Origin of the sequence: Pseudoalteromonas sp. SR43-5 (genome assembly GCF_014163835.1) — a bacterium.
Taxonomy (GTDB): Bacteria; Pseudomonadota; Gammaproteobacteria; order Enterobacterales; family Alteromonadaceae; genus Pseudoalteromonas; species Pseudoalteromonas distincta.
This window is the reverse complement of the sequence record NZ_JACJEA010000019.1, coordinates 1-25,449: the sequence shown is the minus strand read 5'-3', so window position 1 is coordinate 25,449 and position 25,449 is coordinate 1. Positions and strand designations below refer to the sequence as shown.

The 25,449-nt window shown below is 40.5% G+C and carries 33 protein-coding genes; 25 read left to right on the top strand and 8 right to left on the bottom strand.

Annotated elements, in window-relative coordinates:
• Positions 1-171 precede the first annotated feature (171 nt).
• Both H5090_RS12505 and H5090_RS12500 read right to left on the bottom strand, forming a co-directional pair.
• Entirely contained in the window at positions 172-1,497 is a 1,326-nt protein-coding gene (locus H5090_RS12505; protein ID WP_182695852.1) for a basic amino acid/polyamine antiporter, read from the bottom strand.
• A 32-nt stretch (positions 1,498-1,529) separates the two neighbouring features.
• Positions 1,530-2,447 carry a homocysteine S-methyltransferase family protein gene (locus H5090_RS12500; protein WP_182695851.1) on the bottom strand — a complete coding sequence of 306 codons (918 nt, stop codon included), beginning with the start codon at positions 2,445-2,447 and terminating at the stop codon, positions 1,530-1,532.
• A gap of 249 nt (positions 2,448-2,696) precedes the next feature.
• Between H5090_RS12500 and H5090_RS12495 the strand changes: the two genes are divergently transcribed.
• Positions 2,697-3,242: a PH domain-containing protein gene (locus H5090_RS12495; protein ID WP_182695850.1), complete on the top strand. Its 546-nt coding sequence runs from the start codon at positions 2,697-2,699 to the stop codon at positions 3,240-3,242.
• A 37-nt stretch (positions 3,243-3,279) separates the two neighbouring features.
• Positions 3,280-3,681, top strand: coding sequence for a DUF1801 domain-containing protein (locus H5090_RS12490; protein WP_024604483.1), 402 nt, complete (start codon positions 3,280-3,282; stop codon positions 3,679-3,681).
• Between the two features lie 15 nt (positions 3,682-3,696).
• Here H5090_RS12490 and H5090_RS12485 read toward each other — a convergent pair whose 3' ends face one another.
• Positions 3,697-4,041: a rhodanese-like domain-containing protein gene (locus H5090_RS12485; RefSeq protein WP_024591370.1), complete on the bottom strand. Its 345-nt coding sequence runs from the start codon at positions 4,039-4,041 to the stop codon at positions 3,697-3,699.
• A 287-nt stretch (positions 4,042-4,328) separates the two neighbouring features.
• On the opposite strand from H5090_RS12485, the gene H5090_RS12480 reads away from it, so the two are divergent.
• Positions 4,329-4,637 (top strand): helix-turn-helix transcriptional regulator, encoded by a 309-nt coding sequence (locus tag H5090_RS12480; RefSeq protein ID WP_010554926.1) that lies wholly within the window; start codon positions 4,329-4,331, stop codon positions 4,635-4,637.
• Here the strand turns inward: H5090_RS12480 and H5090_RS12475 are convergent.
• Complete coding sequence (locus H5090_RS12475) at positions 4,630-5,307, bottom strand: nitroreductase family protein (protein ID WP_182695849.1); 678 nt, start codon at positions 5,305-5,307, stop codon at positions 4,630-4,632. The two genes, H5090_RS12480 and H5090_RS12475, sit on opposite strands and share 8 nt — an antisense overlap.
• Positions 5,308-5,494: 187 nt before the next feature.
• Here H5090_RS12475 and H5090_RS12470 point away from each other — a divergent pair, with 187 nt between their 5' ends.
• From H5090_RS12470 to H5090_RS12455, 4 genes are all read left to right on the top strand, one after another.
• On the top strand, positions 5,495-6,376 hold the full coding sequence (locus H5090_RS12470; protein WP_182695848.1) for an ABC transporter ATP-binding protein: 882 nt from the start codon (positions 5,495-5,497) through the stop codon (positions 6,374-6,376).
• A gap of 9 nt (positions 6,377-6,385) precedes the next feature.
• The gene (locus H5090_RS12465) at positions 6,386-9,964 is read left to right on the top strand and encodes a M1 family aminopeptidase (RefSeq protein ID WP_182695847.1); all 3,579 of its coding nucleotides are present in this window, start codon (positions 6,386-6,388) and stop codon (positions 9,962-9,964) included.
• Between the two features lie 183 nt (positions 9,965-10,147).
• Positions 10,148-10,459 (top strand): Bor family protein, encoded by a 312-nt coding sequence (locus H5090_RS12460; RefSeq protein ID WP_182693249.1) that lies wholly within the window; start codon positions 10,148-10,150, stop codon positions 10,457-10,459.
• A complete protein-coding gene (locus H5090_RS12455; RefSeq protein WP_182695846.1) occupies positions 10,456-10,767 on the top strand; it encodes a Bor/Iss family lipoprotein in 312 nt (103 codons plus the stop codon). Before H5090_RS12460 ends, H5090_RS12455 begins: the two co-directional genes overlap by 4 nt.
• A gap of 70 nt (positions 10,768-10,837) precedes the next feature.
• Here the strand turns inward: H5090_RS12455 and H5090_RS12450 are convergent, their stop codons facing one another.
• The 4 genes from H5090_RS12450 to H5090_RS12435 form a co-directional block, all read right to left on the bottom strand.
• Positions 10,838-11,524 (bottom strand): TorF family putative porin, encoded by a 687-nt coding sequence (locus tag H5090_RS12450; RefSeq protein ID WP_024591363.1) that lies wholly within the window; start codon positions 11,522-11,524, stop codon positions 10,838-10,840.
• 276 nt (positions 11,525-11,800) lie between these two features.
• Positions 11,801-12,964 carry a hypothetical protein gene (locus tag H5090_RS12445; protein WP_024606326.1) on the bottom strand — a complete coding sequence of 388 codons (1,164 nt, stop codon included), beginning with the start codon at positions 12,962-12,964 and terminating at the stop codon, positions 11,801-11,803.
• Positions 12,965-13,119: 155 nt separating this feature from the next.
• Positions 13,120-13,320 (bottom strand): helix-turn-helix transcriptional regulator, encoded by a 201-nt coding sequence (locus H5090_RS12440; RefSeq protein WP_002959505.1) that lies wholly within the window; start codon positions 13,318-13,320, stop codon positions 13,120-13,122.
• A gap of 8 nt (positions 13,321-13,328) precedes the next feature.
• The gene (locus tag H5090_RS12435) at positions 13,329-13,748 is read right to left on the bottom strand and encodes a hypothetical protein (protein WP_182695845.1); all 420 of its coding nucleotides are present in this window, start codon (positions 13,746-13,748) and stop codon (positions 13,329-13,331) included.
• A 232-nt stretch (positions 13,749-13,980) separates the two neighbouring features.
• Here H5090_RS12435 and H5090_RS12430 point away from each other — a divergent pair, with 232 nt between their 5' ends.
• The 18 genes from H5090_RS12430 to rplQ all read left to right on the top strand — a co-directional run bounded on the left by H5090_RS12430 (position 13,981) and on the right by rplQ (position 24,700).
• Positions 13,981-15,951, top strand: coding sequence for an AsmA family protein (locus H5090_RS12430; RefSeq protein ID WP_182695844.1), 1,971 nt, complete (start codon positions 13,981-13,983; stop codon positions 15,949-15,951).
• A 272-nt stretch (positions 15,952-16,223) separates the two neighbouring features.
• A complete protein-coding gene (gene rplN / locus H5090_RS12425; protein WP_002959498.1) occupies positions 16,224-16,592 on the top strand; it encodes a 50S ribosomal protein L14 in 369 nt (122 codons plus the stop codon).
• Between the two features lie 10 nt (positions 16,593-16,602).
• The gene (rplX, locus tag H5090_RS12420) at positions 16,603-16,917 is read left to right on the top strand and encodes a 50S ribosomal protein L24 (RefSeq protein ID WP_002959496.1); all 315 of its coding nucleotides are present in this window, start codon (positions 16,603-16,605) and stop codon (positions 16,915-16,917) included.
• 16 nt (positions 16,918-16,933) lie between these two features.
• Entirely contained in the window at positions 16,934-17,473 is a 540-nt protein-coding gene (gene rplE, locus H5090_RS12415; protein ID WP_010554915.1) for a 50S ribosomal protein L5, read from the top strand.
• 10 nt (positions 17,474-17,483) lie between these two features.
• Positions 17,484-17,789 carry a 30S ribosomal protein S14 gene (gene rpsN, locus H5090_RS12410; protein WP_006794245.1) on the top strand — a complete coding sequence of 102 codons (306 nt, stop codon included), beginning with the start codon at positions 17,484-17,486 and terminating at the stop codon, positions 17,787-17,789.
• Positions 17,790-17,810: 21 nt separating this feature from the next.
• Positions 17,811-18,203 (top strand): 30S ribosomal protein S8, encoded by a 393-nt coding sequence (gene rpsH, locus H5090_RS12405; protein WP_002959491.1) that lies wholly within the window; start codon positions 17,811-17,813, stop codon positions 18,201-18,203.
• 13 nt (positions 18,204-18,216) lie between these two features.
• Positions 18,217-18,750, top strand: a complete 534-nt coding sequence (gene rplF / locus H5090_RS12400; protein WP_002959488.1) for a 50S ribosomal protein L6 — start codon at positions 18,217-18,219, stop codon at positions 18,748-18,750.
• 9 nt (positions 18,751-18,759) lie between these two features.
• A complete protein-coding gene (gene rplR / locus H5090_RS12395; protein WP_002959486.1) occupies positions 18,760-19,110 on the top strand; it encodes a 50S ribosomal protein L18 in 351 nt (116 codons plus the stop codon).
• A gap of 9 nt (positions 19,111-19,119) precedes the next feature.
• Entirely contained in the window at positions 19,120-19,626 is a 507-nt protein-coding gene (gene rpsE, locus H5090_RS12390; RefSeq protein ID WP_002959485.1) for a 30S ribosomal protein S5, read from the top strand.
• A 2-nt stretch (positions 19,627-19,628) separates the two neighbouring features.
• The gene (gene rpmD, locus H5090_RS12385) at positions 19,629-19,811 is read left to right on the top strand and encodes a 50S ribosomal protein L30 (RefSeq protein ID WP_002959482.1); all 183 of its coding nucleotides are present in this window, start codon (positions 19,629-19,631) and stop codon (positions 19,809-19,811) included.
• 4 nt (positions 19,812-19,815) lie between these two features.
• The gene (gene rplO / locus H5090_RS12380; protein WP_002959480.1) at positions 19,816-20,250 is read left to right on the top strand and encodes a 50S ribosomal protein L15; all 435 of its coding nucleotides are present in this window, start codon (positions 19,816-19,818) and stop codon (positions 20,248-20,250) included.
• A gap of 10 nt (positions 20,251-20,260) precedes the next feature.
• On the top strand, positions 20,261-21,589 hold the full coding sequence (gene secY / locus H5090_RS12375) for a preprotein translocase subunit SecY (RefSeq protein WP_002959478.1): 1,329 nt from the start codon (positions 20,261-20,263) through the stop codon (positions 21,587-21,589).
• A gap of 22 nt (positions 21,590-21,611) precedes the next feature.
• A complete protein-coding gene (rpmJ, locus tag H5090_RS12370) occupies positions 21,612-21,725 on the top strand; it encodes a 50S ribosomal protein L36 (RefSeq protein ID WP_002959476.1) in 114 nt (37 codons plus the stop codon).
• Between the two features lie 125 nt (positions 21,726-21,850).
• The gene (gene rpsM, locus H5090_RS12365; protein ID WP_002959473.1) at positions 21,851-22,207 is read left to right on the top strand and encodes a 30S ribosomal protein S13; all 357 of its coding nucleotides are present in this window, start codon (positions 21,851-21,853) and stop codon (positions 22,205-22,207) included.
• Positions 22,208-22,219: 12 nt separating this feature from the next.
• Positions 22,220-22,606: a 30S ribosomal protein S11 gene (rpsK, locus tag H5090_RS12360; RefSeq protein WP_002959471.1), complete on the top strand. Its 387-nt coding sequence runs from the start codon at positions 22,220-22,222 to the stop codon at positions 22,604-22,606.
• Between the two features lie 21 nt (positions 22,607-22,627).
• Entirely contained in the window at positions 22,628-23,248 is a 621-nt protein-coding gene (rpsD, locus tag H5090_RS12355; protein WP_002959461.1) for a 30S ribosomal protein S4, read from the top strand.
• 24 nt (positions 23,249-23,272) lie between these two features.
• On the top strand, positions 23,273-24,259 hold the full coding sequence (locus tag H5090_RS12350; protein ID WP_002959452.1) for a DNA-directed RNA polymerase subunit alpha: 987 nt from the start codon (positions 23,273-23,275) through the stop codon (positions 24,257-24,259).
• A 39-nt stretch (positions 24,260-24,298) separates the two neighbouring features.
• Entirely contained in the window at positions 24,299-24,700 is a 402-nt protein-coding gene (rplQ, locus tag H5090_RS12345; RefSeq protein ID WP_002959450.1) for a 50S ribosomal protein L17, read from the top strand.
• Positions 24,701-25,449 lie beyond the last annotated feature (749 nt).

Sequence of the window (25,449 nt, the reverse complement as noted above, 5' to 3'; positions counted from 1 at the left end):
AGTAAAAAGTGAAAATTGTTTGCGATAAGTAAAGTGTGCCGCAACGCTATTAGGCTTTAGTGTAGCTATATTTTTGATTGGCGTTTGTAAGAGAGTGTATGAAAGTTTATCTGAATGTAAGTGGGTTAATACTCAGGCTTTTAATAAAGATAAAACCTGAGTATGGATACTTTAAGCGTGTTGATTTAATTTAAATTGTTTACGGCTATACATAAATAATAACGTGCCTGGAATATATAAAATAAGTGAAAGCGCTAATGTGTTTAGCCCCGCAGCATAAACAAGCCATAAACCATACACACTTGCGCCTAACCCCATTAGCTTAATGGGTACCGAGAGCTTTTGTGCAAAGGCGACTTTTACCATATAGGCGGCAACTAAAAAGTACGGCACCAATATCATAGACGTTGATACAAGCACTAAGGTGTTATAACTCTCGCCAGTAAATAAAATAAGCACTAAGCAAAGTTGCACTGTAATGCTGGTTAAAGTTAATGACGCTATAGAGGTTCCGTTATGATTTTGCTTTTTAAAAACGTTAGGAAATGCGCCGTATTTAGCCGCGCTGTTAGGCACTTCGGCGGCGTAAATAATCCAACTTAAGTAAGAAGCCAGTACCGACACAATAAGCCCCGCACTTATAATAACTTTGCCTGTAGTGCCACTCATCATGGCCATAATGCCCGCCATTGAAGGGTTACTAAGTTGGGCAATAGTGCTTTGGTTCATTATCCCAAATGACAGCATGGTAATAGCAATATATAAAATAAGCGCTGCAACAACGCCTATCACCGTGGCTAGGCCAATATCTTTACGGTTTTTGGCACGAGCAGAGAGCACAGCAGCCCCTTCAATACCGGTAAATACCCATAAAGTAATAAGCATGGTATTTTTTACTTGATCAATAAAGTCTGTTTGCACACTCACATGGCTTTGATTTGCCTTAAATACGTTAGGGTCAAAATAAGCATAAGCAAAGCCGATAAATAGCAACAGCGGGATCACTTTAGCGATAGTGCCAAGCAGGTTAATGAAAGAGGCCTGTTTAATGCCTTTAACAATAATTAAATGCACAGCCCATAAAATAATAGATTCGCAAATAAACGCCATAAGGGTATTACCCTGGCCAAATAGGGTGAATGTTGGCGTATCTACAAATGCGCCTAAAGCAGCAAAAGCCACGACTAAATAACCCACCACCCCAATGGTGGCGCAAAGCCAATAGCCCCATGCAGATAAAAAGCCTGCTAGTTCGCCAAAGCCTTCTCTAGCATAAATATAAATGCCGCCGTCGAGCTCTGGCTTAGCGCGTGATAATTGTAAAAAACACCCTGCAAGCAATAAAATACCCACACCGGTGATAAGCCAACCTACTAAAACAGCATTTACACCAGCCACTTCGGCCATATTTTGTGGCAGACTAAATATCCCAGCCCCTACCATTGCACTAAATACCAGCGCGGTAAGTGCGACTAATCCAATTTTATTTTCTTTCATTTTACTACTTACATGTAAGCTAATAATTAGCGTTATAAAGAGGCAAAGTGCTGATTTAATGTTGCAATGTGTTCAGGGCCTATACCGCAGCAGCCACCAATTATGCTGGCACCTTGTTGTTGCCATTGCTTAGCCCATTGCAAGTAAGAGAGCGGGGTTAAGTCTTTGCGAACCTCATCTAACCCTTCGTTAGCTGTGGCTTCTTTAGTTTGTGGCGCAAATGCATTTGCGTAAGCACCCACTTGAACATGCTCTGCTCTTTGTGTTTTTAATTCCTTTTGGGTTAAAACTAAAGCTTGCTCTATTACCTCGGGCTGGCAGCAATTAAATAAAATGCCTTTTACATTTTCTTTTAGCATTGCAGTGACCGCATCTTGCACCGACTCGCCCGAGCGTAACGTGGCTTGCTCGTTGGGGTTTTCATCGTCAAGGGTAAAGGCAACCCATACAGGTTTTTGACTATCACTTACTTTACTGATTAGTGCTTTAATATCGAGCGCTTCTTGAATGAGGCTTTGGGTTTCTATTAACCACAGGTCGGCATAAGGTGCTAGGCCTTCTATTAAAGGCGTGGCAATGCGTGTTAGTTGCTCTGCTTGGTATAAATCTGGGCGATATGAGCCAAACATAGGAGGTAAACTTGCTGCTATTTTTGTGCCTTTGTTTTGTTGCTCGACCGCTTTTTTAGCCGCTAGTCCGGCGGTTGCAGCCAGTGATTTAGCAGATTGGTTAAAGCGCTCTTCGCCAATATGAAAAGGCACTAATGCATAGCTATTTGTGGTTATAACAGTGGCACCACTTTGTATAAAGTTACTATGAGCCTGCGTTACTTTGTCAGGGGCTTCTATTACTGCCAATGCTGACCACTCAGGTTGCTGAAATGGCGCACCAATACGAGTGAGCTCTCTGCTCATGCCGCCATCGAGTAAAGTTAGAGTATGAGTTGTCATTATATTTCCTTTGTATGAGATAATTTCACCTTGGATGTTTAGACGTCTATAAAGCTATTATCCAGAATATAAAGCACACAATTAGGTTAAACAACCCTATAAATTAAAATAATGGGCGTATTAACTAAGCGTTATCATTGCTTAACAACCTCGTTAAATTGCATTGAAGTAATTGATCACGTAACTTAAACAAGCAGTGTATTTTACTAGCAGCAAAGCGCTGTGTTTAAGTAGATTAAGGATAAACCAATGAGCAACCCTATTTTAAAAAGTGCCAGCTTTGATCCCAAAGTGAAGCAATACTGGATGACCATGGCATGCTTTTTTAGTGCCGTTGCATTAGTGACCATTCCACTTATACCTGTGGTGTTATTTGTTGTATGGCTGGTGGCAGGTGAAATTTTGGCCGCTATGTCGGCGCAATTACTCACGCAAAAGCTGGTTGTTAAACGCGGCATTTTATTTAAAGAAGAAAAATCTATACCACTTGAAAAAATAACCGATGTGGGGCTGAACCAAGGGCCGCTTATGCGCTTTTTTGGGTTATACCGCTTAAGCTTTGAAACTGCAGGGCAGTCGGGTCATGGTGCATTGGTGTCATTACTTGGTGTTGAAAATGCCAGTGAGTTTAGAGAAGCCATACTTGAGCAAAAAGATGTATTGGCAAACCAAGGTAAAGCGTCGCAGCAGGCAACAGAGCAAAGTGAGAAAGAGCTACTGAGATCACTTACTTATAGTGTTAAAAATATTGAGCAGATGCTACTTGTTTTACTTGATGAAAGGCAGCAAAAGTAGCCTGTTTTAAAATTGTAAAGCTTATAAGGATATTTTTATGAATACGGAAATAGAAAATATATTTAATAATTATCCTGAGATAGCAAAAAGTAAGCTTATAAAATTACGAGAGTTAATTTATACCGTAGCACAAGAGCAAAACTTAGGAGCTGTTGAAGAGTCTTTAAAGTGGGGAGAGCCAAGTTATAACACAATAAATGGCAGCCCCATTCGCGTAGGCTTTAAGGGCTCCTCGTGTTATTTGTTTTTTCATTGCCAATCAAAGCTAGTAAGCACATTTAGAGAGTTGTATTCCCACACTCTCACTTTCGAAGGTAACCGGGCAATTGTATTAAATAGTGAAAAGCCATTACCAGAATACCCAGTTAAAGAGTGTATTAAATTAGCACTGACTTATCACAAAGTTAAACGCCTACCTTTACTAGGCGCATCATTATAAGTATTCAGTTGATGTTTAAAACACACTACATATTTGGTTTGCGTCACAGGTAATAACGGTTACGTTTTCATAACCCACACGCGTTAACGCTTCTGCTCCCAACGTTGCGCGCGCACCACTTGCGCAGTGCACGTAAATAGGGCGAGCTGCGTCTTTTTCTATTTCCATCAGTTTCATCTCGAGTAACCCACGCGGAATATTTATAGCGCCGGCAGCCGATTTTGTCGCGTGCTCTGCAGGTTCTCGCACATCAATAAGTAAACCTTTATTTTGTTCAAGCTCGAGTTTTGCTTGCGCTGCGTCAATACGGCGTTGGTTAGGTGTGATAATTTTTAGTAAGTCAGGGATTGATGTAAGCATTAGTTTGTAAATCCTCTTTTTCTTAAAAAAGACATTAATAGGTGCTACTTGGTATAAGTAGGTTGAATTGAGTTAATACTTATAAATAACGTTAAAAACTGAAAGTTACTTTATATAAAGTAACTTAATAGTGCGGATACTGCTACAGCACTTCCGCCGATTAATAAAATGGCATCGCTAGTTTCATGGCTATCTTAATATTAGTAAAACCTAATGTTAATTATATTAGAACTTACTAATGTAAAAGTCTATACTTAAAAAGGTATTAAAAAAGAGAAATAATAAAAATGAATATTGAACAACTAGCTGTCAACGCAGAGCAAGCCGAACAGTTTTTAAAATTAATGGCTAACAAAAATCGCTTAATGATTTTATGTAGTTTATTACAAGGTGAGCAAAGTGTAGGTGAGCTAAATAAAAATGTACCTTTAGCACAGTCAGCGTTATCTCAGCATTTAGCAAGTTTACGCAAGGCAGATATGGTTGCTACTCGCAGAGAAGGGCACACTATTTATTACTCGTTGACCGACCCAAAAGTTGAGTCGATCATTGCTTTGCTATATGAGTGGTTTTGCCGACAAGAAAATACTAAATAAACGTAGCTATTTCATCGAGTGATTTTTTATCCAGTGCATGAGCAGGTACTGTGGCATCATCGCTTGGGTAGCCTGCAATAAGTAGCATGTATGGGCGTTCGTTATCTTTATCGCGATTACATATGTCGGTTAAAAAACTCATTGGCTTTGGAGTATGAGTAAGGGTTGCCAAACCACTGCGGTGCAAAGCTTGAATTAAAAAGCCGGTAGCTAAGCCAACAGACTCATGCACATAATAATTCGTATTTTTATCATCGCTGCTTACGCCGCCCTTTTTTTGACTAAATACAGCTATAAGCCAAGGTGCATGCTCTAAATAAGGTTTATTGGCGTCGGTACCTAACGGTTTTAGCGCATCTAACCATTCTTCACCTGCTCTGCCTTCGTAAAAAGAACGCTCTAATTTTTCTGCGGCTTCTCTTATTTGTTTTTTTACATCGCTACTGTTTATAGCCACAAAATGCCAAGGCTGATGATTCGCTCCACTTGGTGCTGTGCCAGCTGCTTTTATACATGCTTCAATAATATTTTTTGGTACTGGGCGAACGCTAAAGCTGCGAATGCTATGGCGGCGTTGGCTGGTTTGTAAAAACTCGTTAGCACGATTTAGCATTTCTTCATGTGGATATTCTATAAAGTCATTTAACGGCTGGCTTTGGTGATCTTGCATGGCTTTTCGTTTCTTATAAAAAGTATATGTGGTTTTTATACCGAGTGAATACAGTGCAGGCAAGTGTTATGAGTTTAAATTATGTTTATTTGTTGTTACAAATTTAACCAGCAAGTAACTTATGTTCCTATTTTCCTTGTGGTATAAAACATTATAAAAATAATTACTCATATTCAAGGAAGTAAAAATGCTATCAATAACAGGGTTATCTAAAACCTACGATAATGGCGTACATGCACTACAAGGTGTTGATTTATCTATCGGCAAAGGGATGTTTGGATTACTTGGGCCAAATGGCGCAGGTAAATCATCGCTAATGCGTACCATTGCAACACTGCAGTCGGCTGATTCGGGTTCAATCACTTTTGATGGTATTGATGTTTTTAAAGACCCACAGGCTCTGCGCCAACGTTTGGGTTATCTACCGCAAGATTTTGGTGTGTACCCGCGTGTTAGTGCTTACGACTTACTGGACCATATGGCTGTTTTAAAGGGAATTCATAATAAAGCAGAGCGTAAAGAGTCGGTTGAAGGATTACTTGCACATACTAATTTATATCAACATCGCTCAAAAGCGGTAAGTGGCTTTTCGGGCGGTATGCGCCAGCGTTTTGGTATTGCACAAGCCTTACTAGGCGACCCCGACTTACTTATCGTTGATGAACCTACCGCAGGGCTAGATCCTGAAGAGCGAAATCGCTTTCATAACTTGTTAGTAAGCTTAGGCGAGCAAAAAGTCGTTATATTATCGACCCACATTGTTGAAGATGTAGCAGAGCTTTGCCCAAACATGGCGGTGCTGGCAGGCGGTAAAATACTATTAGAGGGCAATCCAATTGCTCTTACCGATAAACTCCAAGGCCAAATTTGGCGCAAAGCCATGAGCCAAGAAGAAGCGCTAGAGCTTGAACCGCAGCTGCCTGTTATTTCAAAACGCTTATTTGCTGGGCAAACCATATTACATGTATTAGCCAATGAAGCCCCTGAAGGTTTTGAGCTCAGCAGTCCAAACCTAGAAGATGTGTATTTTTCTACGTTGCTTAATCATCGTAACAGCCAAGTAGCATAAGGGGGCGCTATGTTTTTTAATATGCTAGCGTTTGAGCTGCGCTATTTTATGCGTCAGCCTTCGTTTTATGTGACCTCATTAATATTCTTTTTTATGGCGTTTTTTATAAGCTCCAGTAGTAAGTTTCCGTTAGGTGGGGCTAATGTTCATATGAACTCGCCTTATACCATTATGGTTTTAACGGTTACCTTTTGTACGCTTGCTATGTTTTTAGTGGTTAACTTTGTCGCAAGCTCAGCGATTCGCAACAGCGAGACCAAAATGGATGAGCTGGTGTTTAGTAAGCCCGTTAACCCGCTTGCTTATCAATCAGGGCGTTTTTTTGGTTCTTACTTAGTTGTACTTATTGTGTTTTTAAGCGTGCCACTAGGCGTATTTTTGGGATCTCAATTTGGCTTGTTGGTTGGCTGGCTCGATAGCGAGCTAGTAGGCCCCAATAAGTTTATATATTACGCAGCGCCTTTTTTATATTTAGCAGTGCCAAGCTTATTGGTCCTCAGTGCTATTTTTAATAGTGTGGCGGTCTATTTTAAAACCATGATGGCGGTATATGTAACGGCCGTGGTGGTTTATATAACCTACCAATTGGCGAGTATCTATTTTGACGATTTAGCGTTTAGAAATATTGTTGTTTACGCAGACCCATTTGGCACAGGGTCGTTAATTGACTTAACCCGTTACTGGACTGTAAGTGATAAAAATACTGAAGTGTTAACGCTTTCGGGCGATTTTTTAATTAACCGTATTTTATGGGTAGCAATAAGTTTAGCGATGTTTTTTGGCCTCGGAAAGTTAGGTAATCGCGTAGTCACTAAAAAACAGAAAAAGCAATTTGCTGTCTCAACGTTTGTAAAAAACAAACAAGCAGCACTTATTAGCAGCGCTAAAAATTACAAGTCAAAAGGGGTAAATACGAAATCGCAATTAGTAATGCGCAGCTTATTTGAACTTAAGCAAGTTATATTAAGTGCCCCTTTTATGATTTTAGCGGGTGTCAGTATTACTATGTTACTCGCACCACTTTTTGCACCTATTGGCGCATATGGCACAACGGATTGGCCGCTCACACAAAACATGGTGGGCATTATTCAAAACTCCTCCGCTTTGTTTATATTTATCATTATTGCTTATTACAGCGCAGAGCTGGTTTGGCGAGAACGCCAAAGTGGTATGGGTGATATTGTTGACAGTTTCCCGGTGCATAACAGTGTGTTTTGGGTATCTAAAATTATTGCGTTAATCACTGCAGTTTGTGGCCTTTATTTAGTAGGCATGATGTTTACCATTGCAGTGCAGCTATTTAAGGGGCAATTTAACCTAGAGCTTGGTCAGTACTTATTTAGGTTGGGTTACCTTACATTACTGCCTTTAATTATGATGGCTATATTGGCGTTCTTTTTACAAATAATTAGCCCTAATAAATACATAGGTATGGGTTTATTTATTCTGTATTACATTGCTCAAATGGTAATGGGTGCTTACGGGTTTGAGCATCATATGTATCATTTTTCTCAAAGCAGTAGCGTACCGTATTCTGATATAAATGGTTATGGACATTTTTTACAAGGCGCGCATTGGTATACCCTATATTGGGGGGCATTGAGTGTGTTTTTAGCTATTGTAGGGTTTGCTTTATGGCATCGCGGCCCGTCGCAATCATTGCGTACTCGTTTATCTTTAGTGCGTTACAACATGTCTTTAAAAGGCCAGATTGCAGCCGTTATAAGTTTATTGGTATTTGTGGGCGCGGGTTATAACATTTATTACAACACCCGTGTAATCAACGAGTTTGTAACAAGTGATGATAACGAAGCGCTACAAGTAAGGTATGAGCAAGAGTTTTCACAATACAAAGACTTGCCACTGCCTATAATAACTGATGTTGACTTACACATTGATATTTATCCTAAAAAGCGTGCTTTAAATGCCGTGGCTAAAATTAAGTTTACCAATACCGCAAACGAGCCAATAACCCGTGTGTTAATCAACGAGCCTAGCCAATCTAAAAGCTGGGATGTAAAAATGGCGGGCGGAAAAATAGTAGAGCGTTTAACCGATTTTGGCATGGTATGGTTTGAGTTTGAACAACCGCTAATGCCCAATGAAGTACGAGAAGGCGAGCTCTCAGTTTCTCGTGAACACGACGGTTTTGTTGATAGAAGATCTGATACTCAACTCGTGCACAACGGTACATTTGTAAATAATGGAGAATTATTACCAAATTTTGGTTATCAAAAGTATTTTCAAATTGCCGATAAGTATGAGCGCCGCAAGCACGATTTACCTGAACTTGAGCGCGCACATAAACTAGAAGACAGCCGCTATTATACGCAAAATGAGTTTGGGCCTGCTAATGGATTTATAAACTACAAGGCAACCGTAACCACCGATGAGTCACAATTTGCGATTACTCCAGGTTACTTAAAAAATGAGAGTGTAAAAGATGGACGCCGCACCTTTGTTTATGAAATGGATGCTCCAATTATAAACTTTTACTCTGTGCTTTCGGCAGAGCTTGAAAGTAAAAAGGTTGAGCATAATGGGGTAAATATTGAGGTGTACTACCACAAAGATCATGCATGGAATGTTGACCGCATGATTGAGTCAGTTCAAGACTCAATAGATTACTACACGCAAGCCTTTGGCCCGTATCAGCATAGACAGCTTCGTATTATTGAGTTTCCTAAGTATCGCTCGTTTGCGCAAAGTTTTGCCAATACGGTACCTTACTCAGAAAGTATGGGCTTTATTACAGACTTAAGAGATGAGAGTAAAGTTGACCTACCTTACTATGTAACCGCACATGAAGTTGCACACCAATGGTGGGGGCATCAAGTATCTGGGGCTAATGTAGAAGGCAGCGCCGTTATTTCTGAATCGCTCTCCCAATACAGTGCGCTTATGGTGCTAAAAAAACGCTTTGGCGCCGAGAAGCTTCGTAAATTCTTAAAGTACGAGTTAGATAGATACTTAATGGGCCGCACAGGCGAAGCCTTTGAAGAAATGCCGCTGTATAAAACGCAGTCTCAACAATACCTTCATTACAATAAAGGCTCAGTTGCGATGATGGCTTTGTATGACCTATTAGGTGAAGAGCGCTTAAATGCCGCACTTAAAGCGTTTTTGAATGAGTATAAATACCAATCAACGCCATACCCAACCACACTTGATTTACTTAGTTATTTAAAGCGAGATACAACACAAGCTGAACAACGTTTTATTGATGATCAGTTTAAATATATAACGCTTTATGAGCTTGAAATGAAAGAAATCTCGGTTACAGATGATGTTGATAGCGAAGGTTTTTATACAGTAACACTAAACGTTGAAGCAACTAAGCAGCATGCCGATGGACAAGGTGAAGAAACCGAGCAACCACTCGATGAGCTAATTGATATTGCATTATTTAGCGATGATCCTGAAAACCTTCTCGCTGAAGACTTTGTGATTTACTCGCAAAAGCATCAAATAGTATCTGGTACCAATACTATTGAGCTAAAAGTAAAAGAAAAACCATTATTTGCAGGGGTTGATCCTTACATTAAGCTGGTCGACAAAGACAGTAAAAACAACTTAGCTAAGTTTTAAAGTCTATTTATTTACTAACCACTTAAACTGACTACTTTAAAGGCCGCATTTATGCGGCCTTTATGTGTAATAAACTGTATAAAACTTCATAGCGTTTCTACATATTCCCCACAGCTTTTTACGCTAATATTTTATGTTCTCTTATAAAGTTACCTTACTGGTATTTAGTTTATAAGGAAGAGTATGAAACCATTAATTATAGGGGCGATAGCATTAAGCCTCAGTGCTTGTTCTGCGGTAACCATTCAGCCACGGGCAACAGCAAAAATAACGAGCCAAGCTAATTACGAAGATAGCCGCCCATTTTATTTATGGGGATTAGTGGGTGAGCAGCGGGTAGACGTAAAACAAATATGTTCAAATACACCGGTTATTCAAATGCAGTCACAGCAAACGTTTAGTGATGGAGCGCTGAGTTTAATTACGCTTGGAATATACTCGCCTCATACCATTAAAGTGTGGTGCCAAGAGCAAGTACTAGGGGAGGCATTATGAGCATCAAGCTATTTGCAGCCGGTTGCACACTGATTATTTTAACGGGGTGTACAAATATTTACTTTGATAACGGTATGCAGAGCAAAGTAAGCAATAAGACGCTAAAAAGTTCACAGTGGCATCATAATTTTGCACTTGCGTTGTACGAGGGATCAGAGCCGTTAGATTTAACAACACATTGCCCACAAGGGGAGTGGCAAAGCGTTCATACGTATAAATCGTTTACTAATGGTTTAGCTGAGGTGGTTGTGAATCAAATTGGCCCAGCTTGGTACCCTAAAACAGTAGAAGTACAATGTACCATTTAAAGCAAAACAGCTATAAAACTAGAAAAGGGCCAAAAGGCCCTTCGTGTCGCAGCAAGTAACACATTCTTTCTTATAAATTAAAGTCTACAGAATAAGCAACGTAAGCTTTAATATCTGAGTCATCCATATCTGTATCAGATAAACCAAAAGTGAACCCATCTTTCGAAATTGATACACCGTAATCTAAGATATTATCATCGCCAATAAAGTCACCAGAGTAGTGGCCTAAGTGAAGTGCCATTTCAGTGCCGTTACTGCCAACAGCAAAACCGTAGTCAGCTGTCAGGTAAAGTGAATCACCAAAGTCTGTACCATCACCACTTGCAGCTGATGTTGCAAGTACTGAAGCACCAAATGTAAAGCCTTCAACACTGATGCTACCGTAAATTTCAGAGAAATCTGCGTCAGCTTCAGAAGCTGCATCTGGGTAAGCGTAATAAATATAGCCAACATCATAGCTAACGCTTTCGTTAATGTCGCCACCAAAGCCTGCATATAAATCAAGCTCATATGTCATTTCATCTGCCCACGATGCATTTGAAGCCCAAGTACCTGCATAAAAGCCCGATTCATTGGCGTAATCAATACCGCCTGAAATAGCTGCATCGCCCCCAGTTTGCTCTTGACCACGCCATAAGTAGTTTGATGTTGCCGCTGCATTAGCTGTTACTTCAGCATGTACGGCTGTTGATGTTAAAGATGTTGCGCCCATTAATGCTATAGCACTTATAGCGATGGTTTTTTTTAGTTTTAGCATGTCCATTTCCCGTTATATGATTTTTGCTCGCCAAGGTTTTTATTATGTATTCGGAACCTTTAGGCTGACGGCTTTTTATTGTTTAACTAACGGGATAATTGCACTGTATGTGCCAGCTTCATTATTTTTTATTAAAAATTATTTTTATACATTAAAAACATGAGCTTGTATTTTATAGATTGAGAAGAGATATGGTATGTAGGAAGATGTTGCGCACACTGCTGGTGCATAAATTAACCTAGCCGCACCATAAAAGTACGGCTAAATTAGAAGTTTTTAGCCAAATATAGTGCGCATAAGGCTAATTGTTTCGTTTACACTACGACCTTTTTGAACTTCACTCACAATTGAATCGCGCTTACTGCGAATGTGCTCAGGAATATCGTCAGCAGCAAGTGCGCGGTCTACTAAAATTTCTGCAGACTCTTTACCTCTACGCTGAGTTTTACCTGTCGTAGTTGTAGTTCGTTTAGGCTTACTTAACAGTTTGATGTAGTTAGAGTTATCTGGTGTTTTTGCATCAGCATAGTGAAAGAAACATGGGATTAGTGCTTTAATAGCAACTAATTGTTCTTCTAACTCATTACTAGGTTTAGCCATTTTGTACCATGACATAGCTTGAATACCTTTTACAATATCTTGCCAGTAACGCTCAAAATCACTATTTTTTAGTTTAGAAACACCAAGGGCACCGCATAATGCATCTAATCGATTGTTTGTGATCGGAGTAAATATATCAGGGCGACGCATTGCAAGCAGTCGTGTTGCAGGCGCAAGTGTTGGTTTTTCATTATTGTCGGTGAATATTTTTGAATAAGCAGCAACAAATTGTTGATATTCGTATTGAGTAATGTCACCTTCAAGTGGAATATTTACTAGTGCATCGTCAAAGGCACCTGGTAAATCGCCAAGCATTTGATGAAAGCTCTTCGCACTTTTTGTTGATGCAAACCATTCAACGTCAAAGTTGTATGTGCTTGGATCAAGTGATGCCATGTGCTTACCGCTAAACGCAAGTAAGTCTTCAGGAATCATATCTTTAAGAGATTGTTCACGAATGCTTTTAATGTAGTCTACTAAGCGAAGCTGTTCATCAAGAGCAATAACGTCTTTGTGTTGTTCTACAAATACACTTACTACAGGCCACGGAGCAATACGTAAAGTTTTAACCTGTAAAAAGCTGATAGCTGAAATAAGCTGATCGTGTAGCTTCTTAAGTACTGGTAATTGCTGCGGCTCTAGTAAGTCGTAGTTCATACGATCTCTGCTTGCACTTAGCAATTCGTAACACCAAGGTAAAAAATCATCAGGGTGGTTTTCTACTTTCACGGCCATAAGGTTAAGGCTTAATTCTGAAGATTGCTTCAGAATGTTCTGATAGATTTGATTTTCTTGTTCGCCTAGCGTCATTTTTGACGGTGAAATTAGCAGTTTTTTCATGCCTTGTAGAATCTCCGGTTTAGATATATATTTTTTTGCTGGTCTATTTTAGCGCAATTACGTTAATAACAACAGCGCTGTCCTCCATACGTTGTAATTGAAGTAGCTAAATCGGTGTTTTTGCTAATAGAATGAGACTAACGCTTTAACATGTATCAATCATTTTTATCTAGTACAAAGAGACTTTCAACTGAGGTATTAAAATGCTTTGCTATTTTTAGAGCAATTATTACCGAAGGGGTAAATCGTGCCGTTTCTACTGTACTAATAGTCTTACGTGAAACCGCAATTAGATCAGCCAAGTCTTGTTGAGAAAGGCCTGCTTCTTTGCGGTATTTTGCAATTTTATTTTGCACTTTTGCTCCTAATCTTTGCTTTGCCAAAGAATTGATACGCCGTATATTAAACTCATTACAGCAAGGTAAAATGTAGCCATCATGCTGTGAGAAACTTCTAAAGCAAGAGTATCGGAGAGTAAGTACACGCCACCCATACTAAAAAGTAAGCCAAGCATGACATGTTTATAGGCAATAGTGTCGATGGTATTTAAATACTCATCTTTATATGTAAGGTGGTATTTCATTCTCCATGTAAACCCGCCTCTGATCACAAACATAAAGAATGAACCTAAAAAAGCAGCAGTTCCTAAAAACAATAGTGGGGCTGATGTTTGATTAAGCATTGGGTAAACACTAATGATTAATAAAGTGACCCCCATGAATAATGAAAACCATGCATTTTGGCCCATAAATTTTTCTTCACTTTTAATATCGTAATTAGACATAGCTCATTTCCTTTTAAAATTTTTACAATATGTAACCTGTAGGTATCAATGTAACCTTAAGGTTTCATTGGGTCAATATTTATTTGTAACCTAAAGGTATCAAAATGTTTCAGGGGCGATTCAGGATGGGAATGTAATATCTAATAAAAAGCTTTTTTATCAGAACGACAATGATTTTAAGGCTAACACTCGCTATGATAAAAACATTATTTGCACGTTTTAAAGGACGATCATGAAAACCTTACTTAAAATTGTAGGTGTAATACTTTTACTATGTATAGCACTAATTGTTGCCGCACCGTTTCTAATCCCTACTGATACTATTTTTAACAAAGTTTCAGAACAGGTAGAACAAACAACTGGGCGCACTCTTACTATTAAAGGTGATAAAACACTTAGCGTATTCCCTGCATTAAAGTTAGAACTTAACGACGTGCATTTTGCAAATATGGAATCAGGTTCGCGCGCCGATATGGCGAGTATGAAACAGCTTGCTGTACACATACCTTGGTTTTCATTATTTGGTGGTGAGTTTAAATTAGATAAGTTTGTTATAAACGAACCAAATATTCTATTAGAAACCGACAAAAATGGTAAAGCCAATTGGCAGTTGTTTGATGCAGTTGCAGAGCAACCAAAAGAGCAGAGCCAATCAGGTGAAGCGATAAAGCTTCCAGATAACTTTGATATTGAGTTAGGTGAGGTTGCTATTTATGGCGGCACATTTACTTATCTAGATGGTCAAACAGGTGCCAAACAACAAATTAGCGATTTAGAACTCGCTATTTTACTTCCTTCACTTCGTAAAACATTAGAAGTAAAAGGGGGTATTACTTATATGCAAGAGCGTTTTGATCTTGATATAAAATTAGATACTCCTGCTAAAGCAATTGAAGGTGCTACTTTTAATGTTAAACAAACCTTAGATTCTCGTTTAGTTGATTTAACGTTCGAAGGGAGCATAGCTAAGCAAGGCCAAGATATTAAAGGTCAGTTAGCACTAAGCGGTGAGTCTGTTAAAAGTATTGCGAAATGGCAAGGTGTAGAGCTAGACGCTAAAGACAATGCATTTAACGGATTTAGTGTAAACGGTAAAATGCACCTACTAGGTGAGAAATTTAATCTAGAAGATTTAGTTGCGACGTTAGACGCATTAGAAATAAAAGGTAAGAGCGAGCTTAACCTAGGTAAGCGTTTAGCAGTAAATGCTGATATTGATTTAGGTATGCTTGACTTAAACCCGTATCTACCTGAAGCAGTGGCAAAACAAGAAGAGCCAGAAGAGCAAGAAGATAAACCTGCAGAGCCAATAGTATGGGATGACACTAAAATTGATTTAAGTGCATTAAATTCACTAGATGCAAATGTAGTGATTCGTTCAAGTGGATTAAAAGCAAATGATATTAAATTAGGCGCAAATCAATTTACTGTTGCTTTAAAAAATAGCGTTGCAAAACTAAGCCTAGATAGCTTTTCTGCTTATGAAGGGTCAGGTAAAGGCGTTATCAATGTAAACGCACAGCAAGTACCTTATAAAATATCAACTAACTTTGACTTAGCTGGAATAGATGCACAGCCTTTATTAACGGATGCGGCAGGTTTTGACAAGCTAATGGGTAAGGGGTCTTTAAATTGGAACCTAAACACAACTGGCCAAAGTCAAAAGTCGTTTATTGGTGCGCTTAATGGAAAGCTTGGATTTGAGTTTACTGATGGAGCTGTAAAAGGTGCAAATATAGCTGAGATGGTTCGTAAAGGTAAGGAACTCATTTCAGGTAACTTTGGTGCTGCATCTGAAGGGCTTGATACCGGATTTGAAGAATCTGAGCAAACAGATTTTTCAGCATTAACTGGAAGTTTTAACTTTACTAATGGCGTTGGCAAAAATACCGACCTATCACTTATCAGCCCACTTATTAGAATATCAGGTGAAGGCGACGTTGATTTACCGCAAACAACGGTCAACTATCGTTTGGTTACAGGTATAGTTGGATCTATCGAAGGTCAGGGAACTACCGATGACAGCACTGGCTTTAAAATACCACTACGTATAAAAGGGCCTTTCCACGATGTAGGTATAAAGCTAGATGTTGGTGATGCGCTCAAAGATGAAGCTAAGCAGAAGGTCGATGAGGCAAAAGAAAAAGCCAAAGACAAAGCAAAAGATAAAATTAAAGATAAATTAAAAGGTTTATTTGGTTAATTTATTACACTTTAAACAAACAAGGCATATTACAGGTGCCTTGTTTGTTTTGTAACCACCTGTAAAATAGCTACATAGCCGTAATTACTCAGCTTTAATTTCCCATCACTCCAAATTAATTAAAAAATAACCTATCGCTACCCCCTCAATGCTGGTACAATTGCCCGCCCTTAAGAGACAACTCGTTTGTTTTTGAGTGGGATTTAATCGAAATGTCTTGATTTTAAACAAATTTAAGACACGTTGTAATTACTACACCGGAGGTCATTAACATGATCCAAATGCAAACTCAGCTGGAAGTTGCTGATAACAGCGGCGCTCGCAAAGTGCAGTGTATAAAAGTCCTTGGTGGTTCTCACCGTCGCTACGCAGCGATTGGCGACATCATTAAAGTTTCTGTAAAAGAAGCTATTCCTCGCGGTAAAGTGAAGAAAGGTGATGTTAAAAACGCGGTAGTTGTGCGTACCAGAAAAGGTGTTCGCCGTCCAGATGGTTCTCTGATCCGTTTTGACAGCAACGCTGCTGTTATCTTAAATGATAACTTACAGCCAATTGGTACACGTATTTTCGGCCCTGTGACTCGCGAACTTCGTAATGATAAGTTCATGAAAATCGTTTCACTAGCCCCAGAAGTACTGTAAGGAGCCAATCATGGCAGCAAAAATACGTCGTGATGACGAAGTAATCGTACTAGCAGGTAAAGACAAAGGTAAGCGCGGAAAAGTGCTTTCAGTTGTTACTGAATCTGGTCGAATCTTTGTCGAAGGCATAAACTTGATCAAGAAACACCAAAAGCCGGTTCCACAATTGAACCAAGCTGGCGGCATTGTTGAGAAAGAAGCATCTATGGATGCATCAAACGTTGCGATCTTCAACTCGGAAACGAGTAAAGCTGATCGTGTAGGTTTCAAGATTGAAGATGGTAAGAAATTACGTATCTTTAAATCTACTGGTAAAACTATCTAATAGTTGGAGTAGAATGATGGCGAAACTGCATGAAGTATATAAAGACAAAGTAGTTGCTGAACTTCAAGAGAAGTTTGGTTTCAGCTCTGTCATGCAAGTCCCTCAGATCGAAAAGATCACATTGAATATGGGCGTGGGCGAAGCCCTAGCTGACAAGAAGATTTTAGATAACGCAGTCGCGGATCTAGCAGCAATCTCTGGTCAGAAACCTTTAATCACTAAAGCACGCAAATCTGTTGCTGGCTTCAAAGTGCGTGAAGGCTACCCGATTGGTTGTAAAGTAACCCTACGCGGCGAGCGTATGTGGGACTTTTTTGAGCGTTTGGTATCAATCGCTATCCCACGTATTCGTGACTTCCGTGGCGTAAGTGCAAAGTCTTTTGATGGACGTGGCAACTACAGCATGGGCGTACGTGAACAAATCATCTTCCCAGAAATCGATTACGATAAAGTAGACCGTGTACGCGGTATGGATATTACTATCACTACTTCTGCGAAATCTGATGAGGAAGGCCGTGCGTTGTTAGAAGCGTTTAACTTCCCATTTAAGAAATAAGGGTAGGGTTATGGCAAAGAATTCTATGAAAGCGCGCGAAGCAAAGCGCACAAAACTAGTTGCTCAGTACGCTGAAAAGCGCGCTGCACTAAAAGCTATCATCAGTGATGTTAACACATCTGAAGATGATCGTTGGGACGCGGTACTTAAGCTACAAGCTTTACCTCGTGATTCTAGCCCTGCACGTCAACGTAATCGTTGTAACATTACGGGCCGCCCACATGGTTTCCTTCGCAAATTCGGCATGAGCCGTATTAAAGTTCGCGAAGCAGCTATGCGCGGTGAAATTCCTGGCCTTAAAAAGGCTAGCTGGTAATAGAATCATGGGAGTAAGACTATGAGCTTGCAAGATCCTATCGCGGATTTGTTCACACGAATTCGTAACGGTCAATCAGCGAAGAAAGTATCTGTAACGATGCCAACTTCAAAGCTGAAAGTAGCATTAGCTAAAGTACTAAAAGACGAAGGTTATATCGTAGATTTCGCTGTTAACGGCGAAACTAAACCTGAGCTTTCTATCGAGTTGAAGTACTTCGAAGGCAAAGCTGTAATTGAAAATATCCAGCGTGTAAGTCGCCCTGGTTTACGTATCTATAAGAAACGTGACCAATTACCTAAGGTAATGGGTGGTCTTGGTATCGCTATCGTATCAACTTCTAAAGGCCTAATGACAGACCGCGCAGCACGTAGTGCTGGTGTTGGTGGTGAAATCATTGGTTTTGTAGCTTAATCGGAGGGGAACTATGTCTCGCATAGCAAAGGCACCAATTACTGTTCCTGCCGGTGTAGAAGTTACATTAAAAGGCCAGGAAATCACAGTTAAAGGCAAAAACGGTGAACTTACTCGTACAATCAACAACGCTGTTGAAGTACAAGTAAATGACAACGTTATTACTACTTTACCTCGTGATGGCGTAGCTAATGCATGGGCTCAAGCAGGTACTGCTCGCGCTCTAATCAACAACATGGTTGTTGGTACGCATGAAGGTTACGAGAAGAAACTTCAGTTAGTAGGCGTGGGTTACCGTGCTGCAGCGAAGGGTAAAACATTAGATTTAACTCTTGGCTTCTCACACCCAGTTAATTTCGCAGTTCCTGAAGGAATTACGATTGAAACTCCAAGCCAAACAGAAGTTCTAGTTAAGGGCGTAGACAAGCAGTTAGTTGGTCAAACAGCTGCTAACATTCGTGCATACCGTAAACCTGAGCCTTATAAAGGTAAGGGTGTTCGTTATTCAGATGAGAATGTACGCCGTAAAGAGGCTAAGAAGAAGTAAGGTAAGACGATGGATAAAAAAACAGCTCGTCTACGTCGTGCTAAACGCACTCGTAGAAATTATATTGAACAAGGCACAACGCGTCTTGTTATCCACCGCACGCCACGTCACATATACGCTCAAGTTGTAAATGCTGAGGGTAATGTACTGGCTGCTGCTTCTACTGTTGAAAAGGCTATTAGCGAAACAGTTAAAGGCACCGGTAACGTTGAAGCTGCGCAAGCAGTTGGCAAAGCGGTTGCTGAACGTGCGGCTGACAAAGGCATCGAAAAGATTGCTTTTGATCGCAGTGGCTTTAAATATCACGGCCGTGTGAAGGCGCTAGCTGATGCTGCGCGTGAAGCCGGTTTGCAATTCTAGGAGTAGACTATGGCTAACGTAGAAGCAAAGCAACAACAGCCTGATCTAGCTGAAAAGCTAATCGCGGTGAACCGTGTGTCTAAAGTAGTTAAAGGTGGTCGTATCTTTAGCTTTACTGCACTAACTGTAGTTGGTGACGGCGCAGGTAAAGTAGGTTTTGGTTATGGTAAAGCACGTGAAGTTCCAGCTGCTATTCAAAAAGCAATGGAAAAAGCACGTCGCAACATGATCAATGTAGACCTAAATGGCAATACATTACAGCATCCTGTTAAGGGACGTCATGCTGGCTCACTAGTGTTCATGAAACCAGCCTCTGAAGGTACTGGTATCATCGCAGGTGGTGCTATGCGTGCAGTACTAGAAGTGACTGGTGTTCAGAACGTACTTTCTAAATGTTACGGTTCTACTAACCCAATCAACGTAGTACGTGCAACGATTTCGGCTCTTGAGAATATGAATTCTCCACAGTCAATCGCTGCAAAACGTGGCCTTCGCGTAGACGAAATACTGGGGTAACCATGGCAAATCAAACTGTAAAAGTAACACAAGTAAAAAGCTCTATCGGTCGTTTACCGAAACATAAAGCTACATTACGCGGTCTTGGTTTACGTCGTATCAACCACACTGTTGAGTTAGAAGACACAGCATGTGTACGTGGTATGATAAACAAGGTTTCTTACATGGTTAAGGTAGAGGGTTAATTCGATGCATTTGAATACACTTTCACCTGCTGCAGGTTCAAAAACTGCTCCAAAACGTGTTGGTCGTGGTATCGGTTCTGGTCTAGGTAAGACTGGTGGTCGTGGTCACAAAGGTCAAAAATCACGTTCTGGCGGCAAAGTACGCGTTGGTTTTGAAGGCGGTCAAATGCCTATGCAACGTCGTCTACCTAAATTTGGTTTTACTTCTCGCAAATCTTTAGTATCTGCAGAAATAAACCTTTTTGAAATCGCTAAAGTTGAAGGCGATGTGGTAGACCTAAGCGCGTTACAAGCAGCTGGTCTAGTTAAAAAGAACGTTCTTTTCGTTAAAGTTGTTAAATCTGGCGAAGTTTCACGCGCTGTTACCGTTAAAGGCCTTAAAGCCTCTAAAGGTGCTCGCGAAGCTATTGAAGCTGCCGGAGGCAAGGTAGAAGACTAAGGAAGTACTAATGGCTAAACCAGGTCAAGATACAAAAAGTGCACAAGGTGGACTTTCGGAATTGAAGCGCCGATTACTCTTCGTATTGGGTGCTATCATAATTTACCGTCTAGGTTCATTTGTGCCGATCCCTGGGATTGACGCCGCTGTACTTGCCGATTTCTTCGAGCAACAAAAGGGCACCATTGTTGAAATGTTCAACATGTTCAGTGGTGGTGCACTTGAGCGAGCTTCAGTGTTAGCACTGGGTATTATGCCGTATATCTCGGCTTCGATTATTACGCAACTATTAACGCATATGTATCCTCCGTTTATAGAGCTTAAGAAAGAAGGTGAGCAAGGGCGTAAAAAAATTAGCCAGTACACACGCTATGGCACGCTTGTGCTAGCTACTATTCAATCAATCGGTATTGCTACTAGCTTACCGGGCATGATGGAGGGGTTAGTTGTTAACCCTGGTATGGGTTTCTATTTCACCGCTGTGGTGAGTTTAGTTACTGGTACTATGTTCCTTATGTGGTTGGGTGAACAAATAACAGAGCGCGGTATCGGTAACGGTATCTCTGTTCTAATATTTGTTGGTATTGTAGCTAACTTGCCGTCTGCTATTGGTTCGACAGTCGAAATGGCGCGCCAAGGTGATTTGAATGTTTTTGTACTGTTGATGGTTGCGGTAATCGTATTCGCTGTTACTTATCTTGTAGTGTTTTTCGAACGTGGACAACGTCGTATTGTTGTTAACTACGCTAAACGCCAACAAGGTCGTCAAGTATTTGCTGCCCAAAGCACGCATTTACCACTAAAAGTAAATATGGCGGGTGTTATTCCACCAATCTTCGCTAGCAGTATAATTCTGTTCCCTGGTACAATTGCTAGCTGGTTCGGCCAAGGTGAAGGTCCAGTCGCTGATGTATTACAAGCTGTTGCTACTACGTTGACTCCAGGTCAACCGTTGTACTCGCTTGTTTTAGCTGCGGCCATTATCTTCTTCTGCTTTTTCTACACAGCGTTGGTTTTTAACCCACGTGAAACAGCAGATAACCTTAAGAAATCTGGCGCATTTATCCCAGGTATTCGTCCAGGTGAGCAGACATCTAAATACATTGATAAAGTGATGACACGCCTGACATTGGCAGGTGCTTTGTATATAACCTTTATCTGTCTGGTGCCTGAATTCATGACGATGGCGTGGCAAACGCCATTCTACTTCGGCGGTACATCAGTTTTGATTATCGTTGTAGTAATCATGGACTTTATGGCACAAGTACAGACTCACCTGATGTCTCATCAGTATGATTCTGTGCTGAAAAAAGCGAACCTTAAAGGCTACGGTCGATAAGGTCAGTTTACGGAGTTGAGCAATGAAAGTACGTGCTTCCGTTAAGAAAATATGCCGTAACTGTAAAGTTATTAAACGTGCTGGTGTAGTACGCGTAATTTGCAGTGAGCCTAAGCATAAGCAAAGGCAAGGCTAAGTAAACAGTCGTGCAGGCTGAGTTTTCTCGGCCTGTGTTTTTAGTAGTGATTTGGTCTTCGTTTGAGTATCCTTACGGGCTTTTCAAACTTTTGATTACCAAATTCGAATATAGGAGATGTGTTAGTGGCCCGTATTGCTGGCATTAACGTCCCTGATCATAAACATGCAGTTATTGGTTTAACAGCTATTTATGGCATAGGTAAGACTCGCTCTAAGGCTATCTTAGAAGCGACTGGTATCGCCGAAACCACAAAAATCGGTGAACTTTCAGACGAAATTCTTGACGTACTGCGTGATGCAGTTGGCAAGTACACTGTTGAAGGTGATCTTCGTCGTGAAGTTACTTTAAATATCAAGCGCCTAATGGACCTTGGTTGTTATCGTGGCCTACGTCACCGTCGCTCTTTACCACTACGTGGTCAAAGAACTAAGACTAACGCGCGCACCCGTAAGGGTCCTCGTAAGCCTATTAAGCGATAAGGGGATAGTATTATGGCTAAGACACCAATTCGTCGTAAAAAGGTTAAAAAACAAGTTGCTGATGGTATGGCTCATGTTCATGCGTCTTTCAACAACACTATTGTAACGATTACCGACCGTCAAGGTAATGCACTATCATGGGCTACTGCCGGTGGTTCAGGTTTCCGTGGTTCACGTAAATCTACACCATTTGCTGCTCAGGTTGCTGCAGAGCGTGCAGGTACTGCTGCTCAAGAATACGGTTTAAAAAATCTAGAAGTTTTCATTAAAGGTCCAGGTCCAGGTCGTGAATCTGCTGTACGTGCTTTGAATGCTGCTGGTTACCGTATTACCAACATTACTGACGTGACGCCAATACCACATAATGGTTGTCGTCCACCGAAGAAACGTCGCGTTTAACAATAGGTTAGGAGAAATAACATGGCAAGATATTTGGGCCCTAAGCTCAAGCTGAGTCGTCGTGAAGGTACTGACCTGTTCCTTAAGAGCGGCGTAAGAGCTATCGACTCTAAGTGTAAACTTGAGACTGCACCTGGTCAGCACGGCGCTCGTAAAGGTCGCTTATCTGATTACGGTTTACAATTACGTGAAAAGCAAAAAGTACGTCGTATCTACGGTGTATTAGAAAAGCAATTCCGTAACTACTACAAAGAAGCTGCTCGCCTTAAAGGCAACACAGGTGAAAACTTGTTACAGCTTTTAGAGCAACGTTTAGACAATGTTGTATATCGCATGGGTTTTGCTAGCACACGTGCAGAAGCACGTCAGTTAGTAAGCCATAAAGCGATTTTAGTTAATGGTCGTGTTGTGAACATTCCTTCATACGTAATTACTCCAGAAGATACTGTTGTAATCCGTGAGAAGTCTAAGACGCAAGCACGTATCATCGCTGCTCTAGAGTTGGCTGAGCAACGTGAAAAGCCGACTTGGGTTGAAGTTGACGGTAAGAAATTGGAAGGCAGCTTTAAGCGTCTACCTGAGCGTTCAGACCTGTCTGCGGACATTAATGAACAACTAATCGTCGAACTTTACTCTAAGTAAAGTTAAGAGTTAAGAGAGGATAAAATGCAGGGTTCTGTTACAGAATTTCTAAAACCAAGGTTAGTCGACATCGACGCTATCAACCCAACGCGTTCTAAAATAGTTTTAGAACCATTAGAGCGTGGCTTTGGCCATACTCTGGGTAATGCTTTACGCCGTATATTACTTTCATCTATGCCTGGATGTGCAGTAACTGAAGTTGAAATCGACGGTGTATTACATGAGTACAGCGCGAAAGAAGGCGTTCAAGAAGACATCATTGAAATACTATTAAACCTTAAAGGTTTAGCAGTAACGTTAGAAGGCAAAGATGAAGTTTTTCTGACCCTGACTAAATCTGGTGTAGGCCCTGTTACTGCGGCTGATATTCAGCACGATGGCGATGTAACAATTGCTAATCCAGATCACGTTATTTGTAATTTAACTACAAATAACAGCGAGATCAGCATGCGTATTCGTGTTGAACGTGGTCGTGGTTATGTGCCGGCATCTAGTCGTTTATCCTCTGATGACGATGAGCGTCCAATTGGTAGATTGTTGCTTGATGCATCATTTAGCCCAGTTGAACGTATTGCGTACTCGGTTGAATCAGCTCGAGTTGAGCAACGTACAGATTTAGACAAGTTAATCATTGATATGGAAACAAACGGCACTTTAGATCCAGAAGAAGCGATCCGCCGTGCGTCTACTATCTTAGCTGAGCAATTAGATGCATTCGTAGATTTACGTGATGTAACTGAGCCAGAAGAGAAAGAAGAGAAGCCAGAATTCGATCCTATTCTACTTCGTCCAGTTGATGATCTTGAATTAACAGTACGCTCAGCAAATTGTTTGAAAGCCGAGCAAATTCAATATATCGGTGATTTAGTTCAGCGCACTGAAGTTGAGCTTCTTAAAACGCCTAATCTAGGTAAGAAGTCTCTAACTGAAATTAAAGACGTGCTAGCTTCACGTGGACTTTCTCTAGGTATGCGCCTAGAAAATTGGCCACCTGCAAGCTTAGCTGAATAATCTAAATCACTATATTAGTTTAGTTAGAAGGATAGGGTCATGCGCCATCGTAAGAGTGGTCGTCAATTAAACCGTAACAGTAGCCATCGTAAAGCGATGTTTAGCAATATGGCAGGTTCTTTGGTGAAACATGAAATCATCAAAACTACTTTGCCAAAAGCGAAAGAGTTACGTCGTGTAATTGAACCTTTAATCACACTGGCTAAGACTGACAGTGTAGCAAATCGCCGTTTAGCGTTTGCTCGCACGCGTGATAATGAAGTTGTTGGTAAATTATTCAGTGAAATCGGTCCACGTAACGCGGATCGTCCAGGTGGTTACACTCGTATTCTTAAGTGTGGCTTCCGTACTGGTGATAATGCACCAATGGCTTATATTGAACTAGTTGGTCGCCCAGCGACTAGCGAAGCAGTTCAAGAAGACGCACAGTCTGCAGAGTAAGTCTTAAAGAAACCTAAAAGCCGAGCTTATGCTCGGCTTTTTCTTGCCTAAAATTTGTCAAACTATATGAACCAGTAATTACCTTCTATTATGTGCATCGACTCATAGATTCTGAATCGATAGGTTGTTTCGACTGCTGTTTTAATAACTTAGCCTAGTTACCTTTACTTACCATTCATCCAAAATAGCCTATCCGGTTTTAGTTAAAGAGTATTTTCACTTTATATAGTGATTTACAATTATTAATAATAGCACTTCGAATTTAACTACCATTAAGCAATCCCTAACGAAGTTTTTAGTGATTAGAGCTGCTCAGAAGATATATGGGGTCGCTCTCTTATCTATATACCGGTACTAAGAACCTCATAGTAAAGCTAACCATTGGGGCCTTAGTAAACTCACTTCTCAAATAAAAATATAGCCCAATGAATTTAAATCTCAGCTTTTGACTATTTCAAATGATTTTAGTAACACGACTCTTAACTTATTGGTTGGCTTTTTCAGCATTGATGATCCAAATATGTCTCTACTGATCACTAGTTACCATAACTTTGACTTTAAATAGCTCTTTAAACCCCTCAATACAGGAGGTTTAGTTGTGTTTTTGAGCGTTTAGCTCAAATACTCAGCGAACAGCACATTATTTCAAGTTTTCTTCAAAAAAGGGTTGATCTGTTTTCGGATCTCCCTATAATGCGACCCCACTGAGACGGGAAACAGCAACGCATAGCGAGGCACGAACAACTCAG